This is a genomic window from Aestuariibius violaceus, from assembly GCF_040779325.2.
Classification (GTDB): Bacteria; Pseudomonadota; Alphaproteobacteria; order Rhodobacterales; family Rhodobacteraceae; genus Aestuariibius; species Aestuariibius violaceus.
In genome coordinates, this window is the sequence record NZ_JBFONT020000004.1 from 274,961 (window position 1) to 290,562 (window position 15,602).

Genomic DNA, 15,602 nt, shown 5'->3' on the forward strand with positions numbered 1-15,602 from the left:
CATGACGTCACGCCCCCTCGCTCCCGCCCGGCGGCACGCCTTCGCGCTCACGGCCCTTCTCGTGCTGGCGCTCGGCTGCCTCGCCGCCCTGCCCCGGATCGAAGAGCGGCTGTCGCGCCAGGCCGAACAGGACAACACCGTCACCCTCGGCCTCGTCGTACAGGCCGTCGACCAGCTGGTCCGCCGCTTCGACCCGATCCCCGAGCTTGTCGCCGAACGCCCCGACCTGCGCAGCGCCCTGGCCGACCCGCAGAACCGCACCCAGATCCTCTATGCCAACGAACGCCTGCGCCTCGCCGCCCGCGCCACCGGCGCCTCCGACATCTACCTGATGGACCTCACCGGCACCACGATCGCCACCAGCAATTACCGCCGCGACGACAGCTTCCTCGGCCGCAACTTCAGCTACCGGCCCTACTTCCGGCAGGCCGCCCGGGGCCGCGCCGCCTTCTTCCACGCGCTCGGCACCACCTCCGGCCAGCGCGGCCTCTTCTTCTCGGCCCCCGTCCTCGACGGGATCGACGTGATCGGTGTCGTCGCCGTCAAGGTCACCGTGGACGGGATCGAGGACAGCTGGTCGCACCTCTCGGGCGGGGTCGCCGTCGCCGACGGCAACGGCCTCATCTTCATGGCAAGCCGCCCGGACTGGATCTTCACCTCCCTCACCCCCCTCTCCGACGGCCTGCGTGCCGAAATCGCCGAGACGCGCCAGGTGCCGCTGTCCCGCCTCGCCTATCTCAACCCCACAATCAGCCCGCTGTCGGGCGGCGTCGTTCAGATCGCCCTGGGCGACGGGGACGCCGCAGAAGGCTTCCTCGTCTCCTCCGAACCCGTCGCGCTTCCTGGCTGGCACGCCATCGTGCTCAAGCCGCTGGCGCCGCTCCAGACCCGCGCGCTGGAGATCCTCGCCAGCTGGGCCGCCGCCGCCCTCGCCCTTGTCCTCCTCCTCACACTGCTCCTGCAACGCATCGCCCGCCGCCGCGAGCTTGAACGCCTCGCTCAGCAGGATCTCGAACGGCTCGAAATCCGCGTCCAGGAACGCACCGCCGAACTCAAGCGCGAGGTCGACGACCGCAAGCGGGCCGAAAACCAGCTCCGGGAAACCCAGCAGCACCTCGTCCAGGCGGGCAAACTCGCGGCCTTGGGCAAGATGTCCGCCGCCCTCTCGCACGAAATCAACCAGCCGCTCGCCGCGATCAAATCCTACGCCGCCAACGCCGCCGCCTATCTCGACCGCGACCGCCCGGGCGAGGCCCGCGAAAACGTCCTGCGCATCTCCCAGATGACCAACCGCGTCTCCCGCATCTCGACCCATCTGCTGAACTTCGCCCGCCGTCCCGGCGACAACCTCGGCCCGGTCGAGGTTGGCCGCGCCCTCACCCACGCCCTCGAGCTGATGGCGCCCGAATTCCGCACCCACGACATCGCCGTCGACGTCACCAAACCCGACGAACCCCTCTGGACCCTCGGCGGCGAGGTCCGCCTCGAACAGGTCCTCGTCAACATCCTCACGAACGCTGTCTCGGCCATGCCCGACGCCGACCGCCCCCGCATTGGGATCACCGTCGGGGCAACGCAAGACGCGCTGACCATCGCCATCCGCGACCAGGGCCCCGGCCTCGACCCGGACGCCGCCGACAAGCTGTTCGAACCCTTCTTCTCCGCCCGCCCGGACGGCCGCGGTCTTGGGCTCGGCCTCTCGATCTCCTACAACATCATCCAGGATTTCGGCGGCGACCTCACCGCCCGCACCCATCCGGACGGCGGCGCCGAGTTCACGATCCACCTCAAACGCGCCCGCATCGCGCAAGAGGCGGCCCCGGCATGACCACGACCCTTTTCGTCGACGACGAGGAGCATATCCGCCTCGCCATGGCCCAGGCCTTCGACCTCGCCGACCTGCCCCACCGCTGCTTCGACAGCGCGCAGACGGCCATCGCCGAAATCGGCCGCGCCACCGATGCCGTCCTCGTCACCGATATCCGCATGCCCGGCATGGACGGGACCGAGCTGATGAAACAGGTCCTCCAGATCGATCCAGACTTCCCGGTCATCCTCATCACGGGCCATGGCGACGTCGACCTCGCCGTCGCCTGCATGCAGAACGGCGCCTACGATTTCGTCCAGAAACCGTTCGAACCCGCCGACCTGATCGACCGCATCCGCCGGGCCAGGGACAAGCGCCGCCTGACGCTGGAAAACCGCGCCCTGCGCCAGGCCCTCGCCCCCCGGACGGATACCCGCCTCATCACCCGCAGCCCCGCCATGGCCGACGCCGCCCGCCGCATCCAGGCGCTCGCTGCGGCCGATGTCGACGTCCTCATCACCGGGGACACCGGCACCGGCAAGGAACGCGCGGCCCGGCTGCTCCACAGCCTCGGCACCCGCGCCGACCGGCCCTTCATCCACCTCAGCTGCGGCGCCCTGCCCGCCCACCTGATCGAAAACGAACTCTTCGGCCACGAACCCGGCGCCTTCCCCGGCGCGCTCCGCGCGCGCTTCGGCAAGATCGAACACGCCAATCACGGCATCCTTTGCCTGGATGAGATCGATAGCCTCCCCGTCGACCTTCAGCCAAAGCTCCTGCACGTCCTGCAGCACCGCACCGTCACTCGGCTGGGCTCCAACGACCCCTATCCGCTGGATATCCGCGTGATCGCCATCGCCAAAGGCGACCTGCAGGACCGGATCGCGAGCGGCACCTTCCGCTCCGACCTCTACTACCTGCTCAACACCGCGCAGATCCGCATCCCGCCGCTTTCCGACCGGCGCGAGGATATCCCCGCCCTCTTCACCGAACTCTGTGCCGAGGCCGCGCTCCGCCACAATCGCCGCGCCCCCCTGCCGCCGGGCCACCTGCTCCTCAGCCTCGCTGCGCGCGACTGGCCCGGCAACGTGCGCGAGCTGGCCAACATGGCCGACCGCTACGTCCTCGACCTCGACCTCGACTTTGCGGCCCCGGCGAATGCCCCCGCCCCCTTCGCCGACCAGATGGCGGCGCACGAAAAGGCGCTCATCACCGCCGCCATCGCCGCGAATGGGGGGCGCCTCCGCCCCACTTACGAGGCGCTCGGCATGTCCCGGCGCACGCTCTACGAGAAGATGCAGCGCCACGGCCTCGACCGCGACGACTTCCTCCCTGACGCAGACGAATGACCGCCGGTCAAAGCCCTTCCAGCCCCGACGTATCGATCCCCCGCAGCACGCGGTCGAACCGGTTGTCGTTCGTTTGCTGGATCGCGTCGATCGTCGCCGCTGACCGGATCCTGCGATCCTCCGCTTCCTGCTGCGTCTCGCATTGCCGGAACGCGTCCGACCAGCCCTGCGCATATTCCCTGTCCGAATTGAACCGCGCCAGATCCTTGCGGAACTGATCGAACAGCGATCCGGCCGCCTGCCGCCCCGAATGGCACCCGTCATCGAACCCCTGCCGATAGGAGGGAGAGACGTTGGCCTGCGCGCTGATCATCGTCTCCGACGGCTCAGGCAGATCACACGCGGCCAGCAGGGCAACGGGTATCACGGTCAACAGATAACGCATGGGCTTTCTCCCTCGGGTTGCCGGACGCCCTGCCGCGACGGGCAAAGCGCTTCTCGCAAAAGTTGCATATTCAATGCGAAAACGCACCTTCGCGTCATGATTCAGGCACTATCCCGCCGAACTCTTCCGACTAAAGCCCCACAAAACAAAGCTGATGGATTCCAACACATCACCGCCCGCATATTATCGCATAGATTGATAATCCGGGCTCATCGGACAGGGACGTCCCGTAACGACACCTCTCATCCCGCCGTCTTCAGCGCGGCCCTCAGCCGGGCCGACACCCCCAGCTTCGACTGCGCCACCTCTGACGAGCCCCTCATCACTCCCTTGCGGGCGTTCTTCGGCCCCAAGCGAGAAGCGCCCGCAAGGGAGCGCCGAGCCGCCGCTCTCCGAAAATGGCGAGCTCTCCTGCATCTAAGAGCGGGCCGACCAGCGTTCCGCGACATCACCGGTCCTATAAGCGCACGTCGATCGGTCCGCTGCACCATTGCGCCGGATCACATCGTCCGCTCCGTTAACCGCGCGAAACCGAACCGCCCCCTCCGACCAGATGCCGACGTGATGCCGCCCGGATGCCGCATCACCGCTCCACCCTGCCATGCCTGCATTAACATGCGATTCGCAGGTGCCGTGCAGGTGTGCCCGCCAGACACACCGCACGCAGCCCACACATCTCGTCAACGTCCATGGCAGCATCCCGTTCACCGGTCCACGGAAAAGCCGGCGCAATACGTCGAAAATCTTAGACAACATATTGTTTTAAAACACGTTTTCGCCACACCGCTGCGCTATCGCGCGCCACACACATCCCCAAGTCTTCCGCCCCTGGGATCATGCACGGGGCTAGGACATGAAACTCATACACCACGGCACCTGGGCCGGCGACAGCGCCGCCTCCATGGCCGGGCTCAGCGATCTTCTGGTCCGCGACAACGGCACCGGCCTGCAGGTCTACAGCACCGGCCGCGGCGACGGCGGCGTGAGAGCCCTTGAAATATCTCCTGATTTCAGCCTGTTAGACGCCGATCTCGGCAATCCGCCATCCGGTCATCCGGCACCGCTGCAGCTGCATATGATCGATATCAACGGCACCCCCGCCCTCCTCACCACCGGGCGGGCCGACGGAATTGTGGAAGGGCGCTGGATCGAACCCGACGGCAGCCTCGGCAACCGCTTCGATCTGACCATGGCGGATGGGGCCTCCACCCCCATCGCCAGCCATTTCGTCACCACGGGCGGCAACACCTACATGATCGCCAGCAGCCGCGACGCGGACAGCCTCTCCGTCTGGCGGCTCGACGGCCAAACCCTTGATCCGGTTGACCAAACAATCGCCGCGAGCGCGTTCGACAGCAACGATGTCTTCGCTCTCGACAGCGCCGAAATCGGCGGGCGCACCATCATCGTCATCGCCGAGGCAGGGACCCCCGCCCTCACCACCTTCGCCCTCGGGCCAGACGGCGAACTGGAACCTCTCTACCGGATCAACCAGGAAGACGGCCTGTTTTTCAACACCGCAACCGAGATCGAACTCGTTGACATCAATGGGCAGACCTTCGCCCTCGTCGGCGCCTCCGGCGCGATCTCCGTCGTCGCTCTGAACACCGACGGCTCGATGACCGTCACCGACCAGATCAACGATGACCAGACGACACGCTTCGCCGGCCACGGCCCGCTCGAGACCATCACCGTCGACGGCCAGATCTACGTCGCCGCAGGCGGCAGTGACGACGGCGTCACCCTCTTCACACTCCTGCCCAACGGCCGCCTCGTCCATGTCGCCACCCAAGAGGACACGCTCGACACCGCTCTTGCCGACCCCACGGCTTTGGACCTCGGGCTCACCGGCGGCCCGTCCGACCGGTCGCTGCAACTCTTCATCGCCGGCGAGGCGGAAAGCAGCCTCAGCGAAGGTGGCATGGCCATCACCCACCTGGAGGCCGATCTGGGCCAGATCGGCATCGTCGAAATCCGCGCCAGCACCGGCGGCACCGTCCAGGGCACTGCCGGACGCGACCAGATCCTCGGCGGCGACGGGCGCGACACGCTCTACGGGAACGACGGCGACGACATCCTCCTCGACGGCGCGGGCGAGGACACCCTGATCGGCGGCAACGGGGCAGATCTCTTTGTACTCAGCGCCGACGGCCAGACCGATCGGATCGAGGATTTCGAAGCGGGCGTCGACCGTATCGACCTGTCGCAATTGGGCCTGGCCTACATTCTCCGCGGGCTGGAGATCACCGAAACCACCACCGGCGCCGAGCTGCGCCTCGGCGACGAGCGCCTGCTGATCGAAAGCGCCGACGGCCGGTCGCTCACCGCCGAAGATTTCAACCTGGAAGACCTGCGCGACCTCGACCACGTTATAGCCGCGCCGCTGGACCCGACAGACCAGACGGTATCGGGCACCGCGGATGGTGAGCTCCTCGATGGTGGCAGCGGCAATGACCGCCTCGAAGGGCGCGGCGGTACCGACGTGCTGCTTGGCGATGACGGCAATGACCTGCTCATCGCCGAAAGCATCGATCCCGCATTCGATAGCGAAACGGCGGCCATCTTCCGGCTCTACCAAGGCATCCTGGGCCGCAGGCCCGACGTGGACGGTCTGATCCACTGGTTCGACAAGCTCGAAAGCGGCGAGCTGGACCTCAGCGATATCGCCGCACGTTTCGTGGCATCGGCTGAATTTCAACGGGTCTACGGGGCGACGAGTAGTGAAGAATTCATCACGCTCCTCTACAACAATGTCCTCGGCCGTAACCCGGACCCGAGCGGGCTTGCCCATTGGGTCAGACATCTCGATTCCGGGCCAACCCGGTCAGAGGTCGCCCTCGGCTTCTCGGAAAGCCAGGAATTCGTCGACAAGACCGAAACCCTATCCCTGACGGTCAGCGAAAGCGCCCTTCAGGCGGCAGGATCGGATGAGATCTTCCGACTGTATCGCGCGACGCTCAACCGGGAACCCGATCTGGGCGGGTTCGAGACATGGACCAAGCGGCTTGCCGATGGCATGGGCTATGAGGAGGCTGCAGGCCGTTTCGTCGCATCCGCCGAATTCCAAAGGCGGTACGGCGAAACGACCGATACAGAATTCATCACCCTGCTCTATCGCAACGTGCTGGAACGCGAGCCGGACGCGGAAGGGCTTGCCACCTGGCTTGGCCGCCTTGACGCCGGTATGCCGCGCGCCGAAGCCGTCGGCGCCCTTGCCCGAAGTGCCGAGTTCGTGAACCGCACCGAACCCGACCTCATCGACTGGATGCGATCCCACGGGATGGACGATGTGCTTCATGGAGGCGCTGGCGAGAACGTCCTGTCTGGCGGGCTCGGGGTGGATAAGTTCAATTTCTCAGCCGCCACTGCGGGATCCCATACCGTCGTCGAGTTGGAGGCCTGGGACGTCCTGTCTTTCACCGATTTTGGCTATGGGTCGGCCGACGATGTGCGGGCCAATATGGAGCAAAGCGGAAAGGACCTGCACTTCTCCGATGCAGGCGTGACGATTGTGTTCCTGAACACCAGCATCGACATTGTGAACGACGACATGATCATGCTCTGACCCGTCCCATGCCGATGCATCCAGACATGCTCCGGCAGGTGATCACAGCATGATGCCGAAGATGGTGCGGATTACCCTTGGATGATCTCGGACTGAGATCCAGCGAAGTAGACACTTCGGCAGACCTCATAGAGATGTGCATCCCAAATGTTGAAAGCATTGAAGAGCGCCAGCTGAGTCTCGGTCAGGTCCCGAAGGACGTCATCGAGCTGTCCCGGCTCAGGTGCAGCATTCTCGACGGTTGGAGTATAGCCCTCGATGAAACCGCGGCGCGTGAGGTGATCCATGAAGTGCTCGAAGTGCTCGGTCAGCCCGTAAACGAGGTTCGGCGAAAAGACATTATGCAGCGCCTTCGGCAAGAGCGCACTTTCCTGACCCAATCCGGAGACAGACTTGTTCCCGGCAAGACACCGCATCTGGCCGTTGTCCATTTCGATACGCACCGTCGGCGTCTCGGCGGCGTATTCAAGGAACTGCCCAAACGACATGCCGCGACCGCCGACAACGTCGTGGAGCGGGTGATCGGTGCGTCGATGGATATACCGGTAATAACTCAGAAGCCGCGGGCCCGGTTCGCGCAAGACACATATGTAGATGACCGGCTGAGGCAGAAGGTCGTGGACCCCATGGGCCAGGTGGCCAAAGATGAACTGCAACTCTCTGCGCTCCGGGAAGGAGAGTGCCTCAAGCCGCCCGATATCGTTGTCGCCGACGGTAAAGCGGCGTTCGTGCTTTGCTCCATCAAGCAGCACCTGCGTCAGGCTAGAGCCAGCCGTTTTCGGGATATGCAGATGGACCAGCGCCGGCACCATCGCTTGGCTCACCTCGGCTTGCAGAGACCGGAACTTCAGCGCGAACTCGCCGGATCGCAGAAACGCGTCGCGAAGCGAACCGAGGGTCTCGTGCTGACCGGCAATGGTTGCCCGCTCCTGCTCCGACGCCGAGCGTCCCAGAACAAGACGGTAGGCGAGCTCTATTTCAGTATCACTTAGGCTCATATCGGGACGCCAATTCCTAGCTTGCTTATCGTCAAAGGCCAGGCTCGCTGCATCTGCAACCACCGAAGCGCAAGCCGACTAAAGATCTCGCCAGGGCTCCGCCCGGAACTCCCAGCGTTGAGCAAATCACCCTGTATAGCTCGGGCAAAACTGCCGCAGCGCTAAGGTCATTGCCCCGCCCAAACGCGAGACGCTTCCGATCCAGCATGCTTCATCCCATCGACGGCCGGGACGATTCGAGCTTCTCCAGGATCTCCCCCAGTCGCGCGCCATAGCGCTCTGCAATCGCCTCGCGTGAGAACGACTTGCGGATCAGAGTTCGGGCAGCGTCGACCTTGGCCACGCGGGCGTCAGGATCGTCATAGGCCGCGCGCAGTTGCCGGGCGGCATGGGGAAGGTCCGGCTCAACCCATTTGGATCCCGGCCGCACGAAGATGTAATCGCCGTGCTGCAGCGCCGCCTCTTCATAATCGACCAGCCAGGCCGTGTCGTCGTTACAGAACTCCATGTTGCCGGAATACGCGGTGCAGACGACCGGCACGCCAAGGTTCATGGCCTCGATCATGCCAAATCCCCACCCCTCGGACTTGTGCAGCGACATGTAGCAATCCGATCCCGCCTTGAGCCGCAGCAGATCGTGGTAGCTCAACGTTTCGTTCATCAGCACAATTCTCGGATCAGAGGCGATGAACGCATCGATCCTGTCCCAGTGCTGCAGTTGCACCGGGTCAAAGACGTTGCCGCGGTTCTGCGTCTTCAGGATCAGCCGTACGTTCTCGACGCCGTCGAACGCCGCCTGAAACGCCTCGATCGCGCCGAGTGGATTCTTGCGTTGCGTGAAGGAATAGCTGTCGAACGCCACGAGACACACGAAACACCCGTCCTCGATCAAAAAGCGCTCGCGCAGAAGGTCCCGCGCCTCGTCACGGCTGATCTCGGGGGTCTCTTCATAGCACATGCCCACGTTGACGGCAGGTTTGCCCTTGGCATCCTTCGTATAGATCTCGACGCCGTAATCGCTCGACACCCAGATCTCGTCGAGCAATTCCAGTGCCAGATAGTGACAATAGGCGGGCCGGTCGAGCTCCCAGAAGAAATAGCCGATATTGTACCGGCCCGAGAAAACGTCGGGCTGGTAGGCAAAGGCCAATGGAATGGATTCGGCGTTCAGATGGATGAGGTTGATCTTGGCCGGCCCATATTCGTCAATCTCGGTCTCCGAGCTGAAACCGACCGGCGCGGGATTGTCCAGATCGTAGTCGACCGCCCGCATTGCCAGCCCCGTTGCACGCAGAATATCCGCCGATAACCGCGTCGCCTGCCCAAGGCCCGAGGTCTTCATAAGGGGGCCGATCAGTTGCACATCGACTTCGGGCGCCCGCGCGCCCTCGGGCGCATCATCCGGTCGGGGCATCGCCGCGGCGGCCAGCCGGTTGCCGGACGCATCGAATGTCATGAACCGGTAGCTCGGCACGTCAAACGCCACCTTCCGCAAAGCCGCCGTGAAACGCGCGCGGCCGATCGGCACAGGCCTCCCCGTCAACTCGCTGATGAACGCCGAAAGCGCGCTCTGCCCCGTCGCATCCGCCTCCAGCAGATCCTTGATGACCCGCTGCGGAAGATAGCGCAGCAGATCGGGACGCCGCGCGCTCTTGACCAGCAGCACAAGCGCCAGAAGCTTCCGGTCCGCGGCACTCCCGGTTTTGAGAAACTGCAGCGCCGGCGTCTCTTCGAGGAACAGCTGCATGAATGCACTTAACGGATAGTCGTCGAGCCGATGTTCGTATCGAACGCCACGCAACACATCCGCAAAGCGCTCGGGCACCAGACAATCTTCGTAATAGAGCATGGCGCTCTCGTGCCATGCCCACCAATAAAGCAGTTTCAGATACTCCGAATGTTCATCAAGATTGAGGTTGGCCATGAGCTCCGGCCTGCTGGTCATCCGCCACCACATGATCCGGCTGAGCGTGAATTTCTGCGCGCCCATGACGAGCGGCGCATTCAGATATTCGATCGCCTCGCGCCCCAGCGGCGTGCGCATCTTGGCATTCCGGCGGTAGTTCGAGATGTACCAGTGCAGGTACCGATCGCCGGTCTCCACGCCATCCTCGACGGGAAAAACCGTGTCGAGCCGCATCCTGAAACGGGCGCTGTCCATATAGGCGATCTGCCCGCTCTGCGGCGCCTCCGGCATAATCGGGGCCGTCGAAAAGAGCGTCTCGTGCAGCGGCATCTTCGGAGGATAGGCAGGCGGCAAGTCAGCCATCCTATCGGGCAGATCCGCCAACAGATCCAGCAATGCGTTCAGGTCATCCCCAAGCACTGTCCGGCACGCGGCAATCTGCTCGGCCGGATGGGTTGGCTCGCCCTGCTGGCTGGCTATGTCCAGCGTTCCGATGACGTGGCGCGGCTTGCTGACGGGCCGCATCTCGTATGGCCCACCGGCCTTTCGCATCCGTTTCAACAGGGTTTCCGAAAGCGGAAGCTCGAACCCGCACAGAACATCGCTTTGCGTCAGATCCCGCACGTCGCCACGCGGCACATTGGCTATGACCGCCTCCAGCAATCTCCCACCGGCATAGAGCCCCACCTTTATGCCGCCTCTCCGGCTCGCCCGGTCCACCACCCAGCCACGGATCAAACCGTCATGGGAAATGCCATCGAGGTAGCCCTGAAAGGGCCCCTGACTGGCCCGGCGCTTCAATACCCGAACAGCACGTTCCGCCGGGTTTGTGAAACGGCTCAGAACCGGCGGGCGCATCAATGAATTGCTTGTCATGTCTCGGATCCTCTCCCGCGGTCAGCCCAGAGCGTCATAGTCGGACTTCGCCATCATCTCGGCCAAGGCCCGCACATCGACTTTCGGCTGCCACCCAAGTTTTTCGCGTGCTTTCGCGGCATCCCCGATCAACAGATCAACCTCGGCCGGGCGGAAGAATTTCTCGCTGATCTCGACAATCCGCTTGCCCGTCCTTCGGTCGGTCGCCGTCTCGTCTACGCCTTCGCCGTCCCAGGTCAGGTCAAGGCCAAGCGCTTGGGCCGCGTAGTCGACGAAGTCGCGGATCTTCGTCGTCACGCCCGTCGCCAGCACGTAATCGCAGGCTTCGCCCTGCTGCAGCATCCGCCACATGCCTTCGACGTAGTCGCCCGCAAACCCCCAGTCGCGCCGGGCCTCCATATTCCCAAGCATCAGGGGTGCATTCCCTCCGCGGGCAAGCTTGGCCAGCCCCCTCGTGATCTTGCGCGTCACGAACTCGGTCCCCCGCAGCGGACTTTCGTGATTGAAGAGGATCCCGGACGAGGCGTGCAGACCAAAGCTCTCCCGGTAATTTACGGTGATGTAATGGCCATAGACCTTGGCCACACCGTAAGGAGAGCGCGGATGAAACGGCGTCGTCTCGGTCTGCGGCACAGCCTGCACAAGCCCGAACATCTCCGATGTCGAGGCCTGATAGAACCGTGTCTGGGGCGAGAAGGTGCGGATCGCGTCCAGGATCCGGGCAACCCCCAGCCCGTTCACGTCGGCGGCATAAAGCGGCTGCTCCCAGGACGAGCCGACAAAGCTTTGCGCGGCGAGGTTGTAGAACTCGTCGTACTGACCCTCGCGCAATAGCCGGCAGATCGCCGCCATCTCGGCAAGGTCAAAGTCGTGGAGATGCACATCGTCCAGAACGCCCAGATGCTCAAGCCGCACGGTTTCGGGGTGCGAAATGCGCCGAACGCCGCCATGAACCTCATAGCCCTTTTCCAACAGGAGCTTTGAAAGATAGGCGCCGTCCTGCCCAGAAATGCCGGAAATAAAGACTTTCTTCACTTGTTACTCACCCTCCAAAGCCCGCCGGAAATAGTGGCCAAGCACAGCGTCCCCACGCCAGGCGACCCTGGAAGATCGAGGTTAAGAAAGAGTGAAAGTGTGAAACTGTCCGCGGCTGCAATTCGCGCGCAGCGCGATTCCAGATCTCAGGATGAACGCTTTCAGCCTGTCGCAGCGTGGACCTTTTCGCCGATTACGGCCCGGGATCGAAATAGCCCAAAAACAATTGATCCGGCATTGCTTTATCGTTTCCGGAGTTTCGCTTTGCCGTTGCGCGGATTTTCTCCGCTCGCAGCGTTAACCCCGCGCGTTCCGCCCTTCCCCTCCGACCATATGCCGACGTGATGCCGCCCGAATGCCGCAGGCCCTTTTCCTGAATTAACCAGCGAAAGTAGCCGATTCGTACCCAACCCCTCGCTGCCCGCCCCGCGCGCCCGCCCGCTCCAAAGACACATTGTTCACCCTTCCATGCTACGGGCGCCACACGTGCTTTCTCTCCTTTGCATTCCATTGTATACCATATCACAAGCCATCTAAGACCGATCCGGAAAGGAGGCGCCGTTTGCACCTGGTCATGACGCTTCTGATCGGGCTTGCCGGTGTCGCTGTCTTCAAGCTCGCCCATCTGCCCTTGCCCTGGCTTCTGGGGCCCATGTTCGCCTGCCTGATTGCAGCATTGCTGAGGGTGAGGCTGACCGTCTGGATGCCCGCCTCCCACGCGATGCGCACCGTCCTCGGCATCGCGATCGGCGCCACGATCACCCCTGCGCTCCTCACCCAGGCGGGCTCGATGATCGTCTCTGTCCTGATGGTTCCGCTCTTCATTCTGTGCATCGCGGTCATGGGTTTTCCTTTGTTCAAAAAGGTTTACCGCTTCGACACCGCGACCAGCTACTACGCGGCGATGCCGGGTGGCCTGCAGGACATGCTGCTGTTCGGAGAGGCCGCAGGTGGCGACGTTCGTGCCCTCAGCCTGATCCACGCAACCCGCGTCCTGACCATCGTCGCCACGATCCCGTTCGTGCTGTCCTTCGGCTTCGACATGACGATCGGCGACACCTTCGGCACTCCGGCCTTGAACGTCCCGCCCGCTCAGCTCGCCCTGATGGTCGGCCTCGCACTTGGCGGCTGGTGGCTCGCCGCACGGATCGGCCTGCCCGGGGCGGCAATCCTCGGGCCGATGCTGCTGGGCGCCGCAGCCTCCCTCGCGGGCATGCTTGCCTATCGCCCGCCGCAAGAGGCGATCGTGGCTGCGCAGTTCTTCATTGGCCTCGGTGTCGGGGTGAAATACGTGGGTATTTCCCTCAATGAAATCAGACGCTTCGTTGCTGCGGGGCTGATCTACTCCCTGCTTGCCATGGTGATTGGATCGGTCTTCGCGGCGGCCGTCATGACCCTCGGCATCGCCCCTCCGCTTGAAGCCTTCCTCGCCTTTGCGCCCGGCGGCCAGGCCGAGATGGTGATCCTCGCAATCGTCACAGGCGCCGACGTGGCCGTCGTGGTAGTCCACCATGTCTGCCGGCTCGCAACGGTGATCCTGGGCGCTCCGCTTCTAAAGCGCTGGTTTCGCTAGATATTCGGGTCGGCTATTCCGCCGCAAGCGCGACCTCCTCCACCGCCGGAAAAGTCATCGAAATGCGTGTCCCACGCGGAACCTCCTCCAATGTCAGCACCCCCTCATGGCGGTCACAAACCGCCTTGACGATAGAAAGGCCCAACCCGCTGCCAGGCCCGTCTCCAAGCTGCGAAAACCGCTCGACCGCCTTGTCGAAATCATTGGCAGCAAGGCCTTCCCCGTCATCGCTCAGCGTCAGCCTGACCTGATGTCCGTTTCGCGAAACCTCAAGCGTCACCTTGGTCGTCGTCTTCCCGTGGGTGACCGCGTTATCGATGAGGTTCTGAATCGCCTCCCCCATCATCGCCGCATCCCCCCGGACCCACGCCTCGCCGTCCACCATAACGTGCAAGCTGATGCGAGGTTGTAGAGAACCACGATTGCGCCCGGCCACGTCGCGGCAGATCTCGGCAAGGTCGATCCGAGGGTCATCCGACCCAAGTTCTTGATATCGCGCTCTTTCATAAGACAGCAATTGTTGCGTGAGGCGGCTGGTATGCCGGGCAGCCGTGACGAGCAGGGCGATTCGCTGCCGCCGCGAAGCCTCTGATTTTGCGTCCCGCGCTGCCTCCGCAAGGGACAACACACCTGCCACGGGATTGCGCAACTGATGCGCGGCATCCGAGATGAAGGCATCTTTCGAAGAGATCTGCCGCTCCACCTGACTGAAGAGGCTGTTGAGCGTTCGAACAATCCCCTCGACTTCGTTTGGAACCGGACGGGCGATCTCTCTTAGATCATCTGGAGACCTCATTGCGATCGCTGATTGAAGATCGGCAAGGGGCCGCAAGCCGTAGCGGACGCCGAACCAGACGACGAAAGCGACCGAACCGATAAGGATCGTGATGACGACAACGGTCCTGCGCGCCAGATCCCAGGCAAACGCCCGCCGTGCCTCGATCCGCTGCCACGTCGTGACCGTCGAGAGCCCTGACACCCAGCCCATATCCGTCTCCTCGCGCAAACGGACAACCCGCACGTCTTCGCCAAGGTGTTGAGAATTATAGAAAATGGGTCCCGGATCCTGCGCATCGATCTCGGCCGGGGGCACGGGCGGCGTCGCATAGCCGATAACGAAACTGCCGTCGGGGCCGTTCACATGGTAATAGATCTGCCCGCCCGCCGCGTCGTTCAACGTGTCCCAGGTCGTCTGCGACAGCATTTCTCCCTCGGTCGTCACCACGTCTTTGGCGATCGCGAAGGACGCGGCCAGAAGCGTCCTATCGAACAGCCGCTCCGCTGTCCGGCTGGCATCCACGAAGCGCCAGATCCCTACCAGCGCCGAAATGACAATGAGTGGCGCAAGAATGACCGCGAGCAGCCGGACACGAAGGGAAGGCGTCCGCATTATGGTGACATATCAATGTAGTAACCAAGGCTGCGGGCCGTCTTGATGACAATCCCGTAGTCGGCCAGCCGCTTGCGCAATCTTGAGACGTAGACCTCAATCACACTGTCATCCACATCTGTGCCCACGCCATAGACATGGTCGACAAGCGCAGCCTTCGACACAAGCCGGCCCGGAGTCCGCATCAGGCATTCAAAGACGGCAACCTCCTTGCGCGGGATCTCGATCGCTGCGCCCCCCACGAGAAGCTGGCGCCCGATCGGGTCGTATTCCGCAGTGCCAATCCTCTTTAATGGCCGCAACGTCTCATGCCGACGGCGGGCCAGCGCCCGCACCCGCGCGTCCAGCTCGTCCATCTCGAAGGGCTTCACGAGGTAGTCGTCGGCGCCCGCGTCCAGCCCAATCACCCGGTCCTGCGTCTCTGACCGGGCGGTCAGCAGGATCACCGGCGTGTCGTCGCCGGACGCCCGCAACTCCCGCAACAGCGACAGCCCGTCCTTGCCGGGCAGGTTGATGTCGAGCACGATGAGGTCCGCCCCCTCCTGCGACAGGTGTAGCGCCGCGTCGTCGCCGCGGTGCAGAAGGTCCACAGCATGGCCCGTATCCTGCATCCGGAAAGCGATGCCATGGGCCAGCGCCTCGTTATCTTCGATGACCGCGATGCGCATATTTGCTCCCAACGCAAGGACAGTGAAAGGTATTCGTACGACTTTGAGGC

Annotated in this window: 10 protein-coding genes; 4 read left to right on the plus strand and 6 right to left on the minus strand. The window is 63.5% G+C overall.

What is annotated here, in order from left to right; translation table 11 throughout:
* Position 1 precedes the first annotated feature (1 nt).
* Together AADZ90_RS15240 and AADZ90_RS15245 are read left to right on the plus strand one after the other, a co-directional pair.
* Positions 2 to 1,828 (plus strand): sensor histidine kinase, encoded by a 1,827-nt coding sequence (locus AADZ90_RS15240; protein WP_367310669.1) that lies wholly within the window; start codon positions 2 to 4, stop codon positions 1,826 to 1,828.
* Entirely contained in the window at positions 1,825 to 3,156 is a 1,332-nt protein-coding gene (locus tag AADZ90_RS15245; RefSeq protein ID WP_367310668.1) for a sigma-54-dependent transcriptional regulator, read from the plus strand. The genes AADZ90_RS15240 and AADZ90_RS15245 overlap by 4 nt, the downstream gene beginning before the upstream one ends.
* A gap of 7 nt (positions 3,157 to 3,163) precedes the next feature.
* Here AADZ90_RS15245 and AADZ90_RS15250 read toward each other — a convergent pair whose 3' ends face one another.
* The gene (locus AADZ90_RS15250; RefSeq protein WP_367310667.1) at positions 3,164 to 3,541 is read right to left on the minus strand and encodes a hypothetical protein; all 378 of its coding nucleotides are present in this window, start codon (positions 3,539 to 3,541) and stop codon (positions 3,164 to 3,166) included.
* 853 nt (positions 3,542 to 4,394) lie between these two features.
* On the opposite strand from AADZ90_RS15250, the gene AADZ90_RS15255 reads away from it, so the two are divergent.
* On the plus strand, positions 4,395 to 7,106 hold the full coding sequence (locus AADZ90_RS15255) for a DUF4214 domain-containing protein (protein ID WP_367310666.1): 2,712 nt from the start codon (positions 4,395 to 4,397) through the stop codon (positions 7,104 to 7,106).
* 71 nt (positions 7,107 to 7,177) lie between these two features.
* Here the strand turns inward: AADZ90_RS15255 and AADZ90_RS15260 are convergent, their stop codons facing one another.
* From AADZ90_RS15260 to gmd, 3 genes are all read right to left on the minus strand, one after another.
* The gene (locus tag AADZ90_RS15260; RefSeq protein WP_367310665.1) at positions 7,178 to 8,104 is read right to left on the minus strand and encodes a sulfotransferase family 2 domain-containing protein; all 927 of its coding nucleotides are present in this window, start codon (positions 8,102 to 8,104) and stop codon (positions 7,178 to 7,180) included.
* 211 nt (positions 8,105 to 8,315) lie between these two features.
* A complete protein-coding gene (locus tag AADZ90_RS15265) occupies positions 8,316 to 10,886 on the minus strand; it encodes a glycosyltransferase (RefSeq protein WP_367310664.1) in 2,571 nt (856 codons plus the stop codon).
* A gap of 21 nt (positions 10,887 to 10,907) precedes the next feature.
* Positions 10,908 to 11,921 carry a GDP-mannose 4,6-dehydratase gene (gene gmd / locus AADZ90_RS15270; RefSeq protein ID WP_367310663.1) on the minus strand — a complete coding sequence of 338 codons (1,014 nt, stop codon included), beginning with the start codon at positions 11,919 to 11,921 and terminating at the stop codon, positions 10,908 to 10,910.
* A gap of 562 nt (positions 11,922 to 12,483) precedes the next feature.
* On the opposite strand from gmd, the gene AADZ90_RS15275 reads away from it, so the two are divergent.
* Positions 12,484 to 13,494 carry an AbrB family transcriptional regulator gene (locus AADZ90_RS15275; RefSeq protein ID WP_367310662.1) on the plus strand — a complete coding sequence of 337 codons (1,011 nt, stop codon included), beginning with the start codon at positions 12,484 to 12,486 and terminating at the stop codon, positions 13,492 to 13,494.
* 13 nt (positions 13,495 to 13,507) lie between these two features.
* Here AADZ90_RS15275 and AADZ90_RS15280 read toward each other — a convergent pair whose 3' ends face one another.
* Positions 13,508 to 14,884: a sensor histidine kinase N-terminal domain-containing protein gene (locus AADZ90_RS15280; RefSeq protein ID WP_367310661.1), complete on the minus strand. Its 1,377-nt coding sequence runs from the start codon at positions 14,882 to 14,884 to the stop codon at positions 13,508 to 13,510.
* The gene (locus AADZ90_RS15285; RefSeq protein WP_367310660.1) at positions 14,884 to 15,552 is read right to left on the minus strand and encodes a response regulator transcription factor; all 669 of its coding nucleotides are present in this window, start codon (positions 15,550 to 15,552) and stop codon (positions 14,884 to 14,886) included. Before AADZ90_RS15285 ends, AADZ90_RS15280 begins: the two co-directional genes overlap by 1 nt.
* Positions 15,553 to 15,602: the final 50 nt, after the last annotated feature.